We start from the raw sequence: 16,639 nt of genomic DNA, 5'->3' as shown, positions 1-16,639 counted from the left end.
AATGAGAAATTATTTACCACGTTTAACCTGACCGCCACCTTGGAATCGCTTGAGGAGAATATGGCTGGTACTCAAATTCTTACCGGCTAGTATTTGGCCATCTTCTGCAAAGAAGGTCATGGTATTATGGCAACTAAAGCATTCATTTAGGCTTATTACCTTTTGGGTAAAAGTTTCAATAGTAGAATTAGATAGTCTTAAAGACCCTGTTACCATAGCGCTGTCCACATTGGGAGACCAGTCTGGTGCAAGTTGTCCTATTTCTGTATTGAACCAAATGGCTCCCACTTCGAAATAATTGCTCCATATGGAGTGTTCAGTGCCTTTTAGCTGACCTTTTATATTTTCATTTAATTGCACAATATTGTATTGGTTCTTGTCGCTGCCACCTCCATTTGCATATTGACGAGCCACTTGGGTTACAGGGGTTAATATTTGCTTACTTTCATCTTTAAATTTTAAGATTTGCGCATTGTTAACATTCGTGTTTTTTGCTAGCGTTTTGGAAGTGTATAATAGCCAGTCTTTGTCAGATACAGGGCTGTCCATTGTTTGATGGGTTTTGAAGTCTGGGGCATTATTATCAAATTCAAAAGTGGCCCAAATAAATTCAGGGTGCCCTTCTACCACCACAGCTATATGGAGACCTATGAGTGCTACATCTACACTATCCGTTTTAGGATTTTCAGGTATTCGGGGTTGGCCATCTACCATAGTGAGCAGCTGTATCTTTGCTCTGGTAGTATATAAGTTCGTGGTGTCATCGCCGGGTTGTATGATCTTCCATGTAGTTTTTAATGATAAAGAGCCGACCGGGAAATTAGCTTTAGGATCAAAGTTAGCCAGGCTATCAGCATTATAAAGATGATTATCAATAATCCAGTCTCTGTAAATATCATTGATGATAATATTGCTATAAACCGCTCTACCACTTAAATCTACTAGCATTCCTTTAGATAAGGCCTGTTCTACAATGTCTAACTCCTGGTTAGTGTCATCCTTAGTTTCTGGGGTAATGGACTTATCGCTAAACATAGTCTCAAAGCGAAGCTTTCCGTTGACCTTTTCAGTGAGCCAGAGGAAGTACTGCCAAGAGATAATATGAAAATCGCAGTTAGACGGATCCGTTGGAAAGGCGCTGGGATCTGGTTCTGGCACTGGGCCGGTAAACCATTCTTCAGGCGCAAAACAACTTGAATCTTTAGCGTGAGGAAAAGAGACGTTGGCTACAGAAGTTTGTGAAGTCAAGCTTTCGGTACTGTCTTTATCAGCACTTTCATTATCACCCTTCTTTGGGTTACAGGAGTAGATCCATAAGGTGTAAACTCCTACGCACATAAGCATCAGGTACTTGAGGAATGACTTTTTTTTCATGGTAGGTAGTGGTCTGGTTGAACTTTTATATCTATAGAAGTTACCTAAAATATTTAACTATTCAATTAAATAATTAAATAAAACCAATCCAATCCTTTGTTGGAAGCAAGTCTCTTTCATGGATGCTGCCAAATACAAAAACTAGCTCACAAAGAGTATTTCATACTAAGTACAAAAAAGCTCAGGCCTATGGGAGCCTGAGCTTTAAATCGAGGAAACTAAAATATATTATAGGGAAAAAGATTTCACTTCATCATTTATTATTACTTGTAATTCATACTGCTGAGTGGGGTCCAACTTCTCCAAATTGAATATTTCGCTGTACCCATTTGTGGTCTCTTTTAAGGCAGAGTAAATTTGCTGTCCGTTTTTTAAGATACGTACTTTTGCCGTTTTTTCAGGAGAAACTATAGTAAGCTGATACTTTAGGTCTTTGGCTTTTAAGTTTATGAAATTCTTCGTTTTATTAACGTTGTTAGTGCCGTGATGGATGGTATTTGTAGTAACCCCAGAACGGTCTTTTACTTTTATGATATAATCCCCAGCAGGCAACTCCTTTAGGTTATAAGGTCTGTTAAATGCCCCTTCTGCTTTTATATATTCTGAGAATATCGTTTTTCCTTCAGGGGAAATAATTTCTATGTATACCTTTTTGGAATCTGAGCCTTTATAGGCCAGCGTATAAACGTTTTTATCGGGAGAAAAGAAAATCTTCACCATAGATTTATCTAATTCTCTACCTGCAAAAGCTGTACTCGAAACTATTAGGAGAGCAGCTATTAATTTCATTGCTTTTATCATTGTTTTTTGAGTTTCTGTTGTTGTTTGAAATTTTATTTCGATGCAAATGTGAGAAGTATTTTCGGATTAGGTGTTTATTCAATATTCATCTAATTATTATGTATTTATGAATGGGATGCCTCCTAAATGCGGTGTTGTTATCATTGTTTTAAATATTATTTTTCATGAAAATTATAGTCAGAAAAATAGAATATTGACTTAGGAGAAAAGTCCAGTTCGCTAAAAATGAGATGCTATGAATCGCCCAATATTTATTGGGGAATTAGACCAAATTCAAAATGAAAATCTGGTAACATTCGGTTAATAATGCCTGTGAGGTGAAGCTGATACTAGCCGTGAGGTGGAATAATATTTATCGTGATAATTAGAATTAGATGGGTTATTTCGTTGGCATAGAAACATAGAATACTGTGTTAGCTCATTATTTATGTGCTTTAAAATCTATAACTTCTTTGAGAAAGGGATTTGCTAAACTTTGAATGTGTAGGTTTGTGCCGGCTGAGATAAGCGTTTCAAATCAAAAAAGAAAAATTGAAGAGTGGGAGCTATCATTAGATATAAATTGCAAAGGCTACTGGTTATTATCATCTACTGGATCTGTGTGGCAGATTTGTATGTAGTGGTGCGGTATCTGCACATTGGCCGTTTTCCAGAGCAGAGCGAGCTTACTTATATTATTGGCTTTGATAATATGCTGGCTCAAGCAGCCGTATTAGGGTTAATAATAGGCACAACCCTGGGCTCACTTGAATCTTTCGTTTACCCTAAGCTATTCATTAGTAAATCTTTTTTGGTAAACAGTATTTATCGTTTTGCAATACTTATTTTGCTGGTTATACTAGCTATGGTCACCATACTGCTGGTTTTTTATTTAAATGCTAGCGCAGAGAATATTGCCGCTATAGCTAATTTCTTATGGTCTTGGAGCTTTTTCTCTTTATGCCTCTTCATTAGTTCAGCTTCTCTTATTATGGATTTTATCTTACAATTTGATAAAAGGGTGGGGCCAGGCATGATATACAATATGATGACAGGCAAGTACAGGCATCCGAGGGAAGAAGATAGGATCTTTATGTTCTTAGATTTACAGTCTTCCTCATCCATTGCAGAGCAGCTGGGACATTTGAAATTTAGCAGTTTGTTACAAGATAGCTTTCGAGATCTTTCTGAAATTGTGATGGAGTATAATGCCTCTATTTATCAGTTTGTGGGAGATGAAGCAGTGCTAACCTGGAAGAGTAAGCATGGTCTGTCTTCAGCGAATTGCCTTAAAGTCTTCTTTAGTTTTCAGAAATTGCTGGAAAGGAAGCATAAAGTGTACACGAAGAAATACGGCCTTTGTCCCGTTTTTAAGGCGTCACTTCATATGGGTATGATTACGGTGGCAGAAGTGGGAGAGCTTAAGTCAGAGGTGGCTTATCATGGTGATGTAATTAATACGGCGTCCAGAGTGCAAGATCTTTGTAATTATTATAATTGTCCACTGCTAGTTACAGAAGAAGTGGCTAATGCTTTTAGAGATAATGAAGCCTATGATGTTTGTTTTGTAGCTGAAACTTCATTAAAAGGAAAGTCAAATGAAGTGAAAATATTTACTATAAAGCAGAAATAAACTTAAAATAAATGGAAGAGGGCTACTATTAAGTAGCCCTCTTCTATTTTATAACTTTGAGTAATTAATAAATTCTTACCCAAAGGCCTTTTCCATTTCCATAACCTCCGCTGCCAGTGGTGGTAATGTGGCCTGTATTACCATTGCCGTCATATCCTGCGGCCAAGTTATTGCCAGAAGTACAATAGGTAACAGTATGTGGTACATTTTGTCCGGCACTACCTAATTTAAAACCATTGCCGTCTCCGTTAGAGCCGTAGCCGTTATTTTTGGCAGTACAATTGGTGATGGTTACAGAATAAGGTTGGCCGTATAGGTCCCATCCGTCATCAGAGTTGTTTTCTGCCCAGCAGTGGTCAAACTTGTTGCCAGGGCCAGCAGAAAGTTTACATGCAAATCCATCAGCATTTTCACCTCCATTGCCCACATCGTAGTTGTCATAAGAAGTGCAATAGTTGATACTGTTATGATGAGATCCATTGTAAATCTGAAGTCCAGAGTCTCTGTTTCCATGAGTTGTCACTTCATACACCCAATTGTAGCCACCATGTTGGAATACTAATCCACAGTCAGGTGAATTCTTTATAGTCATGTAGCTGATGTTCCAGTAGCTACCATTAACCTTTACACCCCAGCCTGAGGGTATCTGAGAGCAATCAAGTACTCCGCCAGTAAAGTTGATTTTGTTACTGGAGGTACCGCTATTCGCTAACTCTAAGGTTTTAGTGAGTCTGATAGTACCATTTACATGAATAATATCTCCAGGGCGTGCATTTTTAATAGCATTCCTTAAAGAAGATTCATCGCTTACGTAAACAGAAGCCGATTGAGAGGCATCTGATAGAATGGCTAAGTTTTTCTTATTTATCGCTTCTAAATTATCAGGAGCAGAAAGAGCTTCCTGGTTGTCGTTTTCTGGTGTTACTTCATCATGATTACATGATACCATAACCAATGCCATAAGGCATAGTGAAAAGTAATACTGTAGTCTTTTCATTGTATTTGAATTTAGGTTGAAAATTTAGGCAAAGCTTCGTAAAAATCTTTGATAAGTACAAAACATACTTCTGGACTATCTTACATAGAATAGTTTACGGATTTAATTATTGAAATTATTAAAAAAACATAAAATAAAAATCGTTTGCTATGAAAATAAAGAGCTGAAAATCTTGAAATATTTATTTTTTGGTTTTTAGATTGCTGCTTTTTGGACTTTTTGAAATAAAATCACTTCGTTAGCGAAAGAATGGATGTGTAGGGACGGTTATACATACATAATCTGGTTATGTTTATATACGCTAGAGCATAATTTGGCCTTGCTACATTATTATGCTCTTAAGGATCAGTAAGATAGGAGTGTACTTGGGCTTAAGCCTTTAGTACTTGCTTAATGTCATCTTCGATTTTTTCAGGCTTAGTGGTTGGAGCATAGCGTTTAAATGGTTTTCCTTCAGGAGTAATAAGAAACTTGGTGAAATTCCATTTGATTTTTTTACCTAATGTACCCCCAAGAGTATCTTTTAGGTATTTGAAAACTGGGTGTGTATTAGAGCCATTCACGTCTACTTTTTTAGTGAGCTGAAAAGTAACTCCGTGATTGATCTTGCAGGCTTCTTCCATTTCATCATTGCCTAATGGCTCCTGACTTAAAAACTGATTGCAAGGAAAGCCCAGAACCACGAGTCCCTTTTTGCCATAGGTTTGATGAAGCTTTTCTAAGCCTTCAAACTGTGGGGTAAGACCGCATTGAGTAGCTGTGTTTACCACGAGAACGGCCTTGTCTCTAAAATCAGACATAGGTATTTCCTTACCTTGAGGTGTTTCAGCTTTTAGATCGTAAAATTCCATTGGGCTCTCATTTAAGTTTTAAATCGTGCACGAGGTAAATATAGTTAAAATTAACTGAATATATATTTTTCTGAGTATCATTTCTTAGCTCTCAATTAATTGGTAATTATGCCTTTTAAAATCAGATAGAGCCAATGAGGAGGATATTATTAGTAGTATTGTGTGTATGCTTATTGCTTTCTTGCAATCAGCCTAATAAGCCGAAGGTGGCCTTTTATCATTGGAAGGCCAAGGCAGAGTACACTAATTCTATAAAAAAAACACTTAATGAGGTTAATGCCAATCGCATATTTCTTCATTATTTCGATGTGGATGATGTGGCAGAGCAATTTGGGCAGGATGATGGACTGTATCCGGTGTACGTACTGCGGCAGGTAGACAGTGCTTATCTGAGATATGACATTATACCTGTGGTTTTTATAACCAATGAAGCCATTAAAAAGTCTGATGTATCAACCCTGGCCGATCGTATTCATAAACTCACTGACGAGATAAGTAACCATCATTTTGGTAAACGCTTGGAGCATATACAAATAGATTGTGACTGGACGCCATCGACTAGATATAAGTACTTTGAGTTGCTCACTCAGCTTAAAAAATACTACCGTTTAAGTGCTACTATACGTTTACACCAGATAAAGTATCCAAACAAAACAGGTGTGCCTCCGGTTGATGAAGGTGTGCTGATGTTGTACAATATGGGCAAGCTGGATGATGATAGTAAAAATTCCATTTTAGAATCTAAAACAGTGGCTAATTATATAAATTCAGCAACCAATTACCCTATGGAATTGCAACTAGCACTACCTGTTTTTTCACAGATGGTAGTTAAAAGCAAGGCTAATAATATCAGATTAATAAACCATGTAGATAAAGATGCTTTTCATTCAGGATCCGCTTATTTTGAACAGATTGATGATAATTTGTATGAAGTAAAGAAAGATACTCTGTTTCACAGCTTTTACCTTACTCCTGGTTACAAAGTGAAATTAGAAGAGGTGAGTACAGAGGAGATATTACGTGCTTACCATAAGATTAAGGAGAGTCAACTCAAAATAAAAGGAGTTATTTTCTATCATCTGGATGACGATATTGTAAACAATATGGATATTAGAACTTTGGCAGATCAACTATGAGAAAAACATTAACATTTATTCTGGTTTTATTGAACACCAGTGTCTTCAGTTGTGGCTGGGGCCCAGAAAGTGACCTTTACTTTTTTTATAATCTGTTTGAGCAGACAAATATTTCGGCCAAAGCCTATTATCCCTTTTTGAGAGAAGATGAGAACGATTTTTATAAAGCTCACTGGACTCAGGAATACCACGAAGGTAATGTGCGATTATGGCAGCAACTTCTGAAACAGTGGACTGAGAAAGACATAAGAAAAACCTTTCATGCTACAGACCCCGAATTCAAAGCATTGTGGGGTATGCATAAATCTGATCTTGATCTTCAGGTAAAAACCTATATGACCTATGCTCGCAAATGCAGTGCGACTTTTGCAGACAGAAGGAGTAACTCATGGGAATACCGTGATATAATGAAGAGCGGTAGCAATAATACTGCTGAGTTGATTGAAGAAGGAGGTAAGCTATACGCCAGTACTCAAAATGAGCAACTTAAACTCAGATATGCATACCAAATCATTCGTGCTTTTCATTATGGATCTCAGTATCAGGAAGCCGTAGATTTTTATGAAGAGCATGTGGCTGATCAGGTTGAGAAATCAGAACTATACTATTACGCAAAAGACCAGGTGGCTGGATGCTATTACTCATTAGGTCAATATGAAAAAGCGGCCTATTTTTTCATAGATGTATTTAATAATAGCATAGACCGTAAAACATCTGCTTTCCTTAGCTATAAGTACTGTACATGGAAGGGTGCAGAAGGTAAATCCTTTTTTAAAGATGATCAGGACAAAGCTACCTATATTACCATAACAGGTGTACGTAGTATGGGCGCAAATATGGAAACCCTGAATAGATTATATGAGGTAGTGCCAAATGATGAGAAGGTAGAGCTCATATTTATGAGAGCCTTAAATGATTTGGAAAGAGAGATATGGCCTACTCAGATTGGGGTTAGAGAAATGACACTTCCATATTCGGAAGAGGGGGGAGAGACATTAGAAAATCTTTTAGCCTTCGCCAGTAAGGCCAAGCAAAACGAACAAATTAAGAATCAGGCATTCTGGCAAATGGCTGCGTCATACCTAGTTTTTTGTAAAGGAGACGTTAAAGAGGCTCAAAATCAACTATCAAAGGTTAGTAGCAGCAGCGGTTTAAACGATCAGAAAAATGTGCTAACCAAGGTATATGAAGTGTTTTCCTGGGATAAAATGAATGCTGATCGTGAGGAGTATCTTACCTCTTTTATGGAAAAAGAGATGATTAAGAATTGGGGCACTGATCCTTCATGGAAATATCTCATCAAAGATCAAGTATCTCATTTGTATTATAAAGAAGGGAGGTTGGCTCAGTCTTACCTCATGCATAATGATATAGAAGATGTGCGTCTTATAGCCTCTCTGCCCTTGATAGATGACATTCTGGCTTTTATGCAGAAACCTCACAAGAATGGCTTTGAGCAGCTGCTAATGAAGAAGTCGTCTACAATAGAAGGAGATTACTCGCCTATTGAATATATGAAGTATATAAAAGGACTTTACTATTTGAAGAAAGCCAACCCTCAAGAAGCTTATACATGGCTCAATGCGTCTCAGGTTAATGAGGGTGATAATAGGGTGTCTTATCAGGTGCCTGCAAAAGTTTTTAGTAATAATATAACGGAGTGCTTTGATTGCTCTGAGAATAGAATAATGGAAGATTCTGTATACCTGGCCTCTCCATTTAGTTTTATTGAAAGTAATTTTTCAAAAGCAGAACTGGCCGATTACCTGGTAAAACTGGAGGATATGGCGCAGAATAATACTGCACAATGGAAGAGAAAGTTGGCCTTTTATTTATTGGGTAATTTTTATTATAACGTTTCTAATTCTGGTTACTATAGAGGTTTACTCATTGGCAGCGGCAACTGCTGTCACTATAACTACTTTTTAAGTGATTATCAAGATAAGAATAGAGCTTCAGAAATTATAGATTCTAAAAAAGGCTATAACCTGTTCGACCTTGATAGCCATTATGATGTGAATATGAAGCTCTCTAAAAAGTCATATGCTTACTATGAGAAAGTGATAGAGAACTCTACAGACAAAGAACTGAATGCTCGTTGCCTCTATTTAATGGCCAAATGTGAGCTCAATGCTATGTATAATGAAATAAAAAGTAACTGGCATTGGGGAGGATATAAAGGAGAAGTTAATGAAGAAACTTCGCCATACAAAAGAAGCTTCAGAAGGTTGAAAAACGAATGCAAAGACACCCAATTTTATGATGAAATTATTGAAGAGTGTAGTTTCTTTAGATATTATAGCTCGTTGTAAATCACTGATATAATGGAAGCAGGTCTTCCCTTTTTTATTGATTCAGGGGAGAATGTGGGGCTTTTTCCACGGGCTACAGTTTGTAAGAGGATGGAAATTGGTTAAATTATGTTCAATAGCCATGCTTATAGTGTCTTTATAGCTGTATTTCTTGTTTTCTGATAAAAGCAAAAAGCATTTGGACGAATAATTGTGTAATAAAAAGGTAATAACCCTAAAATTTAAAAATGATGAAAATAATATCCACTATATTTTTGACCAGCCTTTTTTTCTTTGCTAGCAGTAGAGCAGTAGTCTTTAATGCGCTTAATGAGGGTACTTTGGAGAAAATCGATCATGCCCTTTCTAACTTACAAGGAGATGAAAATGATGTAAAAGCTTATAAAGGAACTCTTTTAATGACCAAAGCCGGATTGGTGAATGGACCTATGAATAAGTTAGACCATTTTAAAGAAGGTAGAGAATTACTTGAAGATGCTATTGAAAGTCGTAATGCTAATGTGGAATATAGGTTTTTGAGATTAACTATTCAGGAACATGTGCCGGGAATTCTTAACTATAATGATGAAATAGAGGAGGATAAAGCTTTAATACTAAGGGGCTATCCTGAATTGGATGCAGATTTGAAGGGGTACATTAAAGACTATGCCAAACAATCTACTGTGTTAAAAGCTGAGGATTTGATAGATTAGAGTAATTTTTATTACTTAAATGAAGAACATCCTCGTTATCAGCTATAGCCAATCGGGCCAGTTAGATAGTATATTGGATAACTTTTTATTGCCATTTAAGGGGGTAAACATTGAGAGGGTTAAGGTTAAACCTCAAGATGACTTCCCCTTTCCATGGACTTCTCCCGCCTTTTTTGATGCTATGCCTTAAACAGTGCTTGAGCGCCCTTGTAAATTGGCTCCTTACTCGCTCCATAGGAAAGAGTATGAACCTATCATATTTGGCTACCAGCCCTGGTACCTTTCTCCTTCTCAGTCAGCCATGGCACCGGCACTCCTAATAATGATATTACCGAGCAGGCCTGCATGCACAAGGTTTTGGAAGAGCAAGTGCCCGCTTTATAATATACCAAAACTTATACCAGACATACGCTGGGGCAGCAGGAGCTATTGAGGCAGCTTTTAGCTTATTGGCTATGAATAATAATGAGTTGTACCCCAGCCTTTACTGAGACAACCCTATACAAGTGTATGGTTTAAAGTCGGTAATGAATTACCAATCTGAGTATGAGATGAAGCATGTACTTACTAACTCTTTTGGGTTTGGAGGGAATTGCTCTTCATTGATTTTTTCTAAAATTTGAGTAGTATGTTCATTAGAGATACATTGTGCATTTCACCTAAGGAGACTTATTTTGGAGCGCTATTTTCTGAAGAGGTTAAATTTTATACGGAATCCTGGCCCCTGGCTAGAGAACCAGATTATAAAGGCATAATACCAATGGAGCTTTTGCGAAGAATGAGCCGTTTAGTACGTATGAGCGTAGCTACTGGTATGCCTCTCATGGATCAAAATGAAGATATAGAAGTCATAATATTTGCCTCCTCCAATGGTAGTGTGGAGCATTCATAGAGATTCTTAAATTAGATTAGAGATTATAACGAAGGAACGCTTATGCCTACTGATTTTGTGCAGTCTACGCCTAATTGCGTGGCGGGAATGCTGGCATTAATGGGGAAAAGAGGGGGTATATTGCACAGCAGAATATATATGTATATAAACACCTTTCTGGTGATTACTACTCAGTTCCAGCCTTTTCTTTATGGGTAGCTATTCAGTTGATGTCCGGATGTTCATTGCCAAGTGTTTTTTCATGGCAGGCTCCGGGAAAGAAGGATTTGAAAATATATTATTATATAATCATTGTGAGGGAAAGCAACATGGTGTCATTTTTTTGAAGAAATGACACCCTTTTAAAATGATGTCTGTTAAATTGTTTTTCCTTTGCAGAATACTAATTTTGCTTTTTTTTAAGCAAATAATATGAAACAGATTTTTAAAGCCCTCTCTATAATTTTTCTTGTACTGGTTTTAGCAGGTTGTGATGCCCTTACTGGAAAAGAAGTGGCACGCATACCCGTGAATGAAGTAAGTACTGATGATAATAATCTACTTATTAAGGAAACTTCGCTCGACTTAGAAAAAGGTGATGAACTCAGTATTTGGTCTGATATAGACGTAGAATATGAAGGTGATGTGGTAATGAGCTTCAGGATGGAAGTTTTGAAAGACGGAGCTAAGTTCGGCGGTATGGAGATCGATCCCTTTGAGGGCGATATGACTATTAACGAAAGTAAAGTGCAATTGGGAGGAAAAACAGAATGGGGGTTTACCAGGAGAAATGCTAACCTTACCATAGAAGAGGCAGGAAATTATACCTTTCAGGCCATCTTAGTGACCTCAGAAAATCCTACCCTGAAAATCGACAAAGCAGAGATTGTACTCAAGAAGTAGTTGCAGGCTAGCTTACTGACGAAATATTAAGATTTTATGTACCTTTTTTAGTTTATGTTATTATGGACTAAAAAAGGATACTTTAATGAAAACTATATTACTTTTTACGCTTGATTTATTATATGTTTTTGTTGCTAAGGCTCAAAATAAGGATACTATATCTTTACCGTTTTATCAGGTAGCGGATGTTAGTCCAAAGCTAAAACAGGAACGGATAGAATTGTATCAATGAATAAATTGACAAAAACACAAAAACTAAAAATATATTTTCATGAACCTCCATATATAATAGGGGAAATGTTCCTTTTAGGAGGAGTCGTAATGATTTTTGCAGGTTTGATATTATTAGAGCCTAAATGTCTTGGGAGCTTTATTTTTATAAGTTTAGCCGTATTTTTCTTAGATCGTAAAATAAAGACAATGAAAAGAGGCTGCTTGGTTTTGGAAAATGGTCATAAAACTATAGCAAGGGTTATTTCTATTACAAATACTTCCTTGGAGCATAATTCTAGAGTTGTAAAAGAATATAATTTCAGATATGAGGCTGATGGAAAGAGCTTTTTAACAGAGTATAGATCGGCATATAAGAGATATCTCAGGGTGGGATATAAAGTTACTTTATATTACTTGCCTGGAAACCCTAAGTGTGTGTTTATTCCAGAGTTTTATGGATTAAGTGATTGGAAGTGAGTATTATATGTTATTATTCATTTTAATATATTAAGATGATTAAAATAGTTAGAACTGGTGCTTCTGATGCAGCATTTAAAAACTTGGTATCCATTTTAGATGCTGATCTGGCGGTAAGAGATGGAGATGAACATGCATTTTATGATCAATATAACAAGCTTGATAGCATTAAATATGCATTGGTGGCCTATAAAAATGACCAGCCCATAGCCTGCGGTGCTATTAAAGAGTTTGATCATTCTACTATGGAAGTGAAGCGGATGTTTACCGCTCCCGAATGCCGAGGAGAAGGAATAGCAGTGCAAATTCTAAGTGAACTGGAAAAGTGGGCGGCAGAGCTTTCCTATAAAAAGTGTGTGCTGGAAACAGGTGTAAGGCAACCTGAAGCAATAAGATTATACGAGAAGTGTGGTTATTCACCGATCCCTAATTATGGACAGTATATAGGTGTTGATAATAGTAGATGTTTTGAGAAAAAGCTCTAGTTATTTCGCATAATCCATGTGATTATAGCTTTTAGTGAGATGCGATTGAAGAGATTATCACCCTATTCATTCTTTAAATTATTCATTATAGGCACTTTGAAATAAAGGAGGTTGGCCTACATTTGTGCCCGTGAAGCGGCATTTTAAAAAGTACAAGTATTATTGGATTGGTGGCATTGTAGTATTATTGGTAGCATATAGTCTTATTCTACCTAGTAAGCTTTTTAGCGATCCTTATTCTACTGTCCTTACTGCAGCGGATGGCCAGCTCTTATCGGCTTCTGTGGCTCCTGATGGTCAATGGAGGTTTCCCGCGCTAGATTCTGTGCCAGACAAATACGCTACTGCCGTTACTTATTTTGAAGATGAGTCCTTTTATTGGCATCCTGGAGTAAATCCCTTTTCTATGGTGCGTGCCACCTGGCAAAATATAAATGCAGGCCATGTAGTTAGTGGTGGTAGCACCATAACCATGCAGGTAATGCGGCTGAGTCGTAAAGATAAGCCTAGAAGCATTTGGGAGAAGGTGATAGAGATGGTACTGGCTACCCGTTTAGAACTGAAATATTCAAAAGAGGAAATTCTGGCTATATATGCTTCGCATGCGCCTTATGGAGGTAATGTGGTGGGGCTTAGAGCAGCTACCTGGCGTTACTTTAATCGTGAGCCTGATGAACTTAGCTGGGGGGAGGCTGCTCTCCTGGCAGTTTTACCCAATAGTCCGGCCCTTATACACCCGGGAAGAAATAGAGATGATCTTGAAGGCAAGAGAAATAGACTATTACAAAAACTAAGAGATGGTGGTATAATTGATGAATTGACATGCTCTCTGGCAATGGCTGAGCCTATTCCGGAAGAGCCATTACCTCTGCCTCAAAAGGCTCCGCACCTGCTTACCAGGGCTATTAATGATGGTAAGGCTCAGCAAAATCTCAATACCACTATCAATACAGGGTTGCAGAATAGAGTATCACAAATTCTACAAACACATTACCGCCATTTAAAGGGAAATGAAGTGCATAATGCAGCTGCGCTGGTAGCTGATGTACGTACCGGGCAGGTGTTGGCTTATGTGGGTAATGTGTCTATGGCAGGTGCCAGTCATGATAGTCAGGTAGATGTAATTAATGCGCCCAGAAGTACGGGCAGTATCCTTAAACCTTTTTTATATGCTGCTATGATGGATGAGGGACAACTCTTACCTAAAATGCTCGTCCCTGATGTTCCTGTTTTCTTTAGCGGCTTTGCTCCTAAAAATTTCTCCAAGACCTATGACGGTGCCGTTCCTGCTGATAGGGCCCTGGCCCGGTCTTTAAATGTACCTGCTGTACAGCTCCTGAGGCAGTACAGGTATGAGAAGTTTCATTCTCTTCTGAAAGAACTAGGTATGACCACCCTCACTCACTCTCCTGACCACTACGGTCTGTCACTTGCCCTTGGTGGGGCAGAAGGCACTTTGTGGGATATTTCAGGAATGTATGCAGGTCTATCCAGAACGTTAGGCAACTTTTATGAACATACTGATAGCTATAAATATGCTACAAATAATTTTATGCCTCTCACTTATATAGAAGAGCAAAGGGAAGGGAAGAGAACCAAGTCTGGAGAATTGAGTGCTGCCTCTATTTATCATACATTAACGGCTATGTTAGAAGTTTATCGCCCTGTTGATGAAGGTCCTTGGCAGCTCTTTGAATCATCGCAAAAGATAGCCTGGAAAACTGGTACCAGCTTTGGCTATAGAGATGCTTGGGCGGTAGGCACTACGGCAGACTATGTAGTGGGAGTATGGGTAGGTAATGCGGATGGTGAAGGTAGACCCGGACTCACAGGTGTGGAGGCGGCAGCTCCCATTATGTTCGATATATTTGATTTATTGCCTAAAACGGAATGGTTCAAAGCTCCTTCATCTGAAATGGTAACACTGCCAATATGCCGTGTATCTGGTTATCAAGCCTCAGAAGCATGCCCTGTAGTGGATCAGGTCGAGGTGCTATCTGCTGGTCAAAACCTGTCGCCATGTCCTTTTCATCATCGAATACATTTAGATCATAATGGATATAGGGTTAATTCTAATTGTGAATCAGTGAATAATATGGAGCATGTAAGTTGGTTTGTGCTTCCTCCTGTACAGGAATATTACTATAGATCTAATAACCCTTCGTATAAGAAATTACCGCCGTTTAGAAGTGATTGTGTGGCTGAAGAGGGAGGAAGGCAGGCCATGGAAATTATTTATCCAAAGGCGAATGCAGAGATATTTATTCCTCGGGAGATAGACAGCCGTCCGGGAAGTGCTGTTCTTGAAGTGGCGCATAGAAGGCCTGAAACTACAATTTACTGGCACTTGAATGATCAGTATCTTGGAGAGACCAAAAGAATTCATCAAATGTCAATTAACCCGGGAGCTGGAGATTACACACTAACCATTGTAGACGAAGCAGGCGAAACGCTAACCAGACATTTTAAGGTGATATCAGAATAATCTTTTATGTAAAAAATTGATTAATAGATTGTTCTATTTCATTTTAAATTAAACTTTTTATCTGTTATCTTTAATAAGGTACCATTTGAAAATTGGCAATGGTTTGGAAGGAATATCTTAAGAGGTCAAAATTTACCCCCCTGTATTTAGGAACGCTGCTGTTGCTTTGTTCATTTAACTTAAAAGCTAACATAAGCTCCGAGACAGATCCTGAAACTAGTTATGTGGTTATAGGTGCCTTTAGTTATGAAAAAAATGCCATAAAGCTAGTCAATTATGCTTCGAAGAATGATTTATCTGCCCATTACGAAAAGAGGGTAGATAGGGATCTTTATTATGTCTACGTTTTTTCTTCTGATGATAAACAAAAGGCTATAAGTGAGGCCAATAGGGTGCGTAATATGTATGATTTTACGGATGTTTGGGTCTTTACAGGAAGTTTTGATGAGCACTCCGAAACAATGTTGCCTTCTGAGGATAATCCTTTAAAGGTCAAAGCTGAAGAGCCTAGTAGTAGTAGTAGTAGTAGTAGTAGTAGTAGTAGTAGTACGCAGAAGGAGGAAGGTGAAGTTGCCAAGCCAATGTCAGTTCCTGAAGAGCAAATAACGGATTTTGGATCAAAGAAAAAAGAAGCTGAACCTAAGTCTACTGAGTTAGTTCCAGAAGAAGGTTATTACTACTTATATCTAAATACTATAAATATTAAAAATTATAAGGAAGTAAAGGGTAAGGTGAAAATTATTGATCCTGAAAGGTTAAAGGAATTAGACGAAGTAAAAGCGCATGAGTTAGTTAAATTACGAGACCCTAAAAATGGCTCAGGAAGAATACAGCTTATAACAGATATTTTTGGTTTCAAAAAAGTACAGCATACGGTTTATCTTGATAATCCAGTTAATGATTCTACCGAAGCATATGTAGAAACGGAAGGCGATTCAATTATCGTTAATTTTGAATTGCAGCGTTTTAAAAAGGGAGATATTCTCATAATGTACAATGTGTATTTCTATAGAGATGCTGCCATTATGAAACCCGAATCTATTTTTGAATTGAACAGTCTACTGGAAATGCTCAATGAAAATAAAGACCGAAAAGTGACTATCCATGGCCATACTAATGGAAATTCAATGGGTAAGATTATTTATCTGGATGAGGAAAATAAGAATTACTTTAGTTTAGGGCATGATCATAAGGAGACTAAAGGAAGTGCTAAGCAGTTGTCTTTTTACAGAGCTAGTACTATTCAGCATTGGCTAATAGATCAAGGTATTGATCCGGACCGGTTGCAAGTGAAAGGCTGGGGAGGGAAAAAAATGCTTTATGATAAGTTTGATGCACAGGCCTATAAAAATGTAAGGGTAGAGGTTGAGATCACTCATGATTAATTAATATTGGAAATAATACTTTGCTTTGATAATAATATTTCCAAT

15 protein-coding genes are annotated in these 16,639 nt (G+C 37.6%); 11 read left to right on the top strand and 4 right to left on the bottom strand.

Annotated features, from left to right (window positions below; genetic code table 11):
• Positions 1-9: 9 nt before the first annotated feature.
• Positions 10-1,374, bottom strand: coding sequence for a hypothetical protein (locus tag JL102_RS09020; protein ID WP_202244059.1), 1,365 nt, complete (start codon positions 1,372-1,374; stop codon positions 10-12).
• 228 nt (positions 1,375-1,602) lie between these two features.
• Positions 1,603-2,163, bottom strand: coding sequence for a hypothetical protein (locus JL102_RS09015; protein ID WP_202244058.1), 561 nt, complete (start codon positions 2,161-2,163; stop codon positions 1,603-1,605).
• 550 nt (positions 2,164-2,713) lie between these two features.
• On the opposite strand from JL102_RS09015, the gene JL102_RS24000 reads away from it, so the two are divergent.
• A complete protein-coding gene (locus JL102_RS24000; protein ID WP_202244057.1) occupies positions 2,714-3,787 on the top strand; it encodes an adenylate/guanylate cyclase domain-containing protein in 1,074 nt (357 codons plus the stop codon).
• A 64-nt stretch (positions 3,788-3,851) separates the two neighbouring features.
• On the opposite strand, the gene JL102_RS09005 is transcribed toward JL102_RS24000, so the two are convergent.
• Together JL102_RS09005 and JL102_RS09000 are read right to left on the bottom strand one after the other, a co-directional pair.
• Positions 3,852-4,784 (bottom strand): right-handed parallel beta-helix repeat-containing protein, encoded by a 933-nt coding sequence (locus JL102_RS09005; protein ID WP_202244056.1) that lies wholly within the window; start codon positions 4,782-4,784, stop codon positions 3,852-3,854.
• Positions 4,785-5,155: 371 nt separating this feature from the next.
• Positions 5,156-5,635: a glutathione peroxidase gene (locus JL102_RS09000; protein ID WP_202244055.1), complete on the bottom strand. Its 480-nt coding sequence runs from the start codon at positions 5,633-5,635 to the stop codon at positions 5,156-5,158.
• A gap of 134 nt (positions 5,636-5,769) precedes the next feature.
• Here JL102_RS09000 and JL102_RS08995 point away from each other — a divergent pair, with 134 nt between their 5' ends.
• From JL102_RS08995 to JL102_RS08950, 10 genes are all read left to right on the top strand, one after another.
• The gene (locus tag JL102_RS08995) at positions 5,770-6,771 is read left to right on the top strand and encodes a hypothetical protein (protein ID WP_202244054.1); all 1,002 of its coding nucleotides are present in this window, start codon (positions 5,770-5,772) and stop codon (positions 6,769-6,771) included.
• Complete coding sequence (locus tag JL102_RS08990) at positions 6,768-9,083, top strand: hypothetical protein (protein ID WP_202244053.1); 2,316 nt, start codon at positions 6,768-6,770, stop codon at positions 9,081-9,083. Before JL102_RS08995 ends, JL102_RS08990 begins: the two co-directional genes overlap by 4 nt.
• A 227-nt stretch (positions 9,084-9,310) precedes the next feature.
• The gene (locus tag JL102_RS08985) at positions 9,311-9,775 is read left to right on the top strand and encodes a hypothetical protein (RefSeq protein ID WP_202244052.1); all 465 of its coding nucleotides are present in this window, start codon (positions 9,311-9,313) and stop codon (positions 9,773-9,775) included.
• A 19-nt stretch (positions 9,776-9,794) separates the two neighbouring features.
• Positions 9,795-9,965: a hypothetical protein gene (locus tag JL102_RS08980; protein ID WP_202244051.1), complete on the top strand. Its 171-nt coding sequence runs from the start codon at positions 9,795-9,797 to the stop codon at positions 9,963-9,965.
• 438 nt (positions 9,966-10,403) lie between these two features.
• Complete coding sequence (locus JL102_RS08975) at positions 10,404-10,667, top strand: hypothetical protein (RefSeq protein WP_202244050.1); 264 nt, start codon at positions 10,404-10,406, stop codon at positions 10,665-10,667.
• A 411-nt stretch (positions 10,668-11,078) separates the two neighbouring features.
• On the top strand, positions 11,079-11,549 hold the full coding sequence (locus tag JL102_RS08970) for a hypothetical protein (protein ID WP_202244049.1): 471 nt from the start codon (positions 11,079-11,081) through the stop codon (positions 11,547-11,549).
• A gap of 228 nt (positions 11,550-11,777) precedes the next feature.
• Complete coding sequence (locus JL102_RS08965) at positions 11,778-12,239, top strand: DUF3592 domain-containing protein (RefSeq protein ID WP_202244048.1); 462 nt, start codon at positions 11,778-11,780, stop codon at positions 12,237-12,239.
• Between the two features lie 35 nt (positions 12,240-12,274).
• A complete protein-coding gene (locus JL102_RS08960) occupies positions 12,275-12,724 on the top strand; it encodes a GNAT family N-acetyltransferase (protein ID WP_202244047.1) in 450 nt (149 codons plus the stop codon).
• A gap of 130 nt (positions 12,725-12,854) precedes the next feature.
• Entirely contained in the window at positions 12,855-15,209 is a 2,355-nt protein-coding gene (gene pbpC, locus JL102_RS08955) for a penicillin-binding protein 1C (RefSeq protein ID WP_202244046.1), read from the top strand.
• A 98-nt stretch (positions 15,210-15,307) separates the two neighbouring features.
• Positions 15,308-16,594 (top strand): OmpA family protein, encoded by a 1,287-nt coding sequence (locus JL102_RS08950; protein WP_202244045.1) that lies wholly within the window; start codon positions 15,308-15,310, stop codon positions 16,592-16,594.
• The last annotated feature ends 45 nt before the right edge of the window (positions 16,595-16,639 follow it).

Source organism: Fulvivirga sediminis (genome assembly GCF_016757215.1).
GTDB lineage: Bacteria > Bacteroidota > Bacteroidia > Cytophagales > Cyclobacteriaceae > Fulvivirga > Fulvivirga sediminis.
The sequence above is the reverse complement of the archived record's forward strand: the minus strand, read 5'-3'. Positions and strand labels throughout refer to the sequence as shown.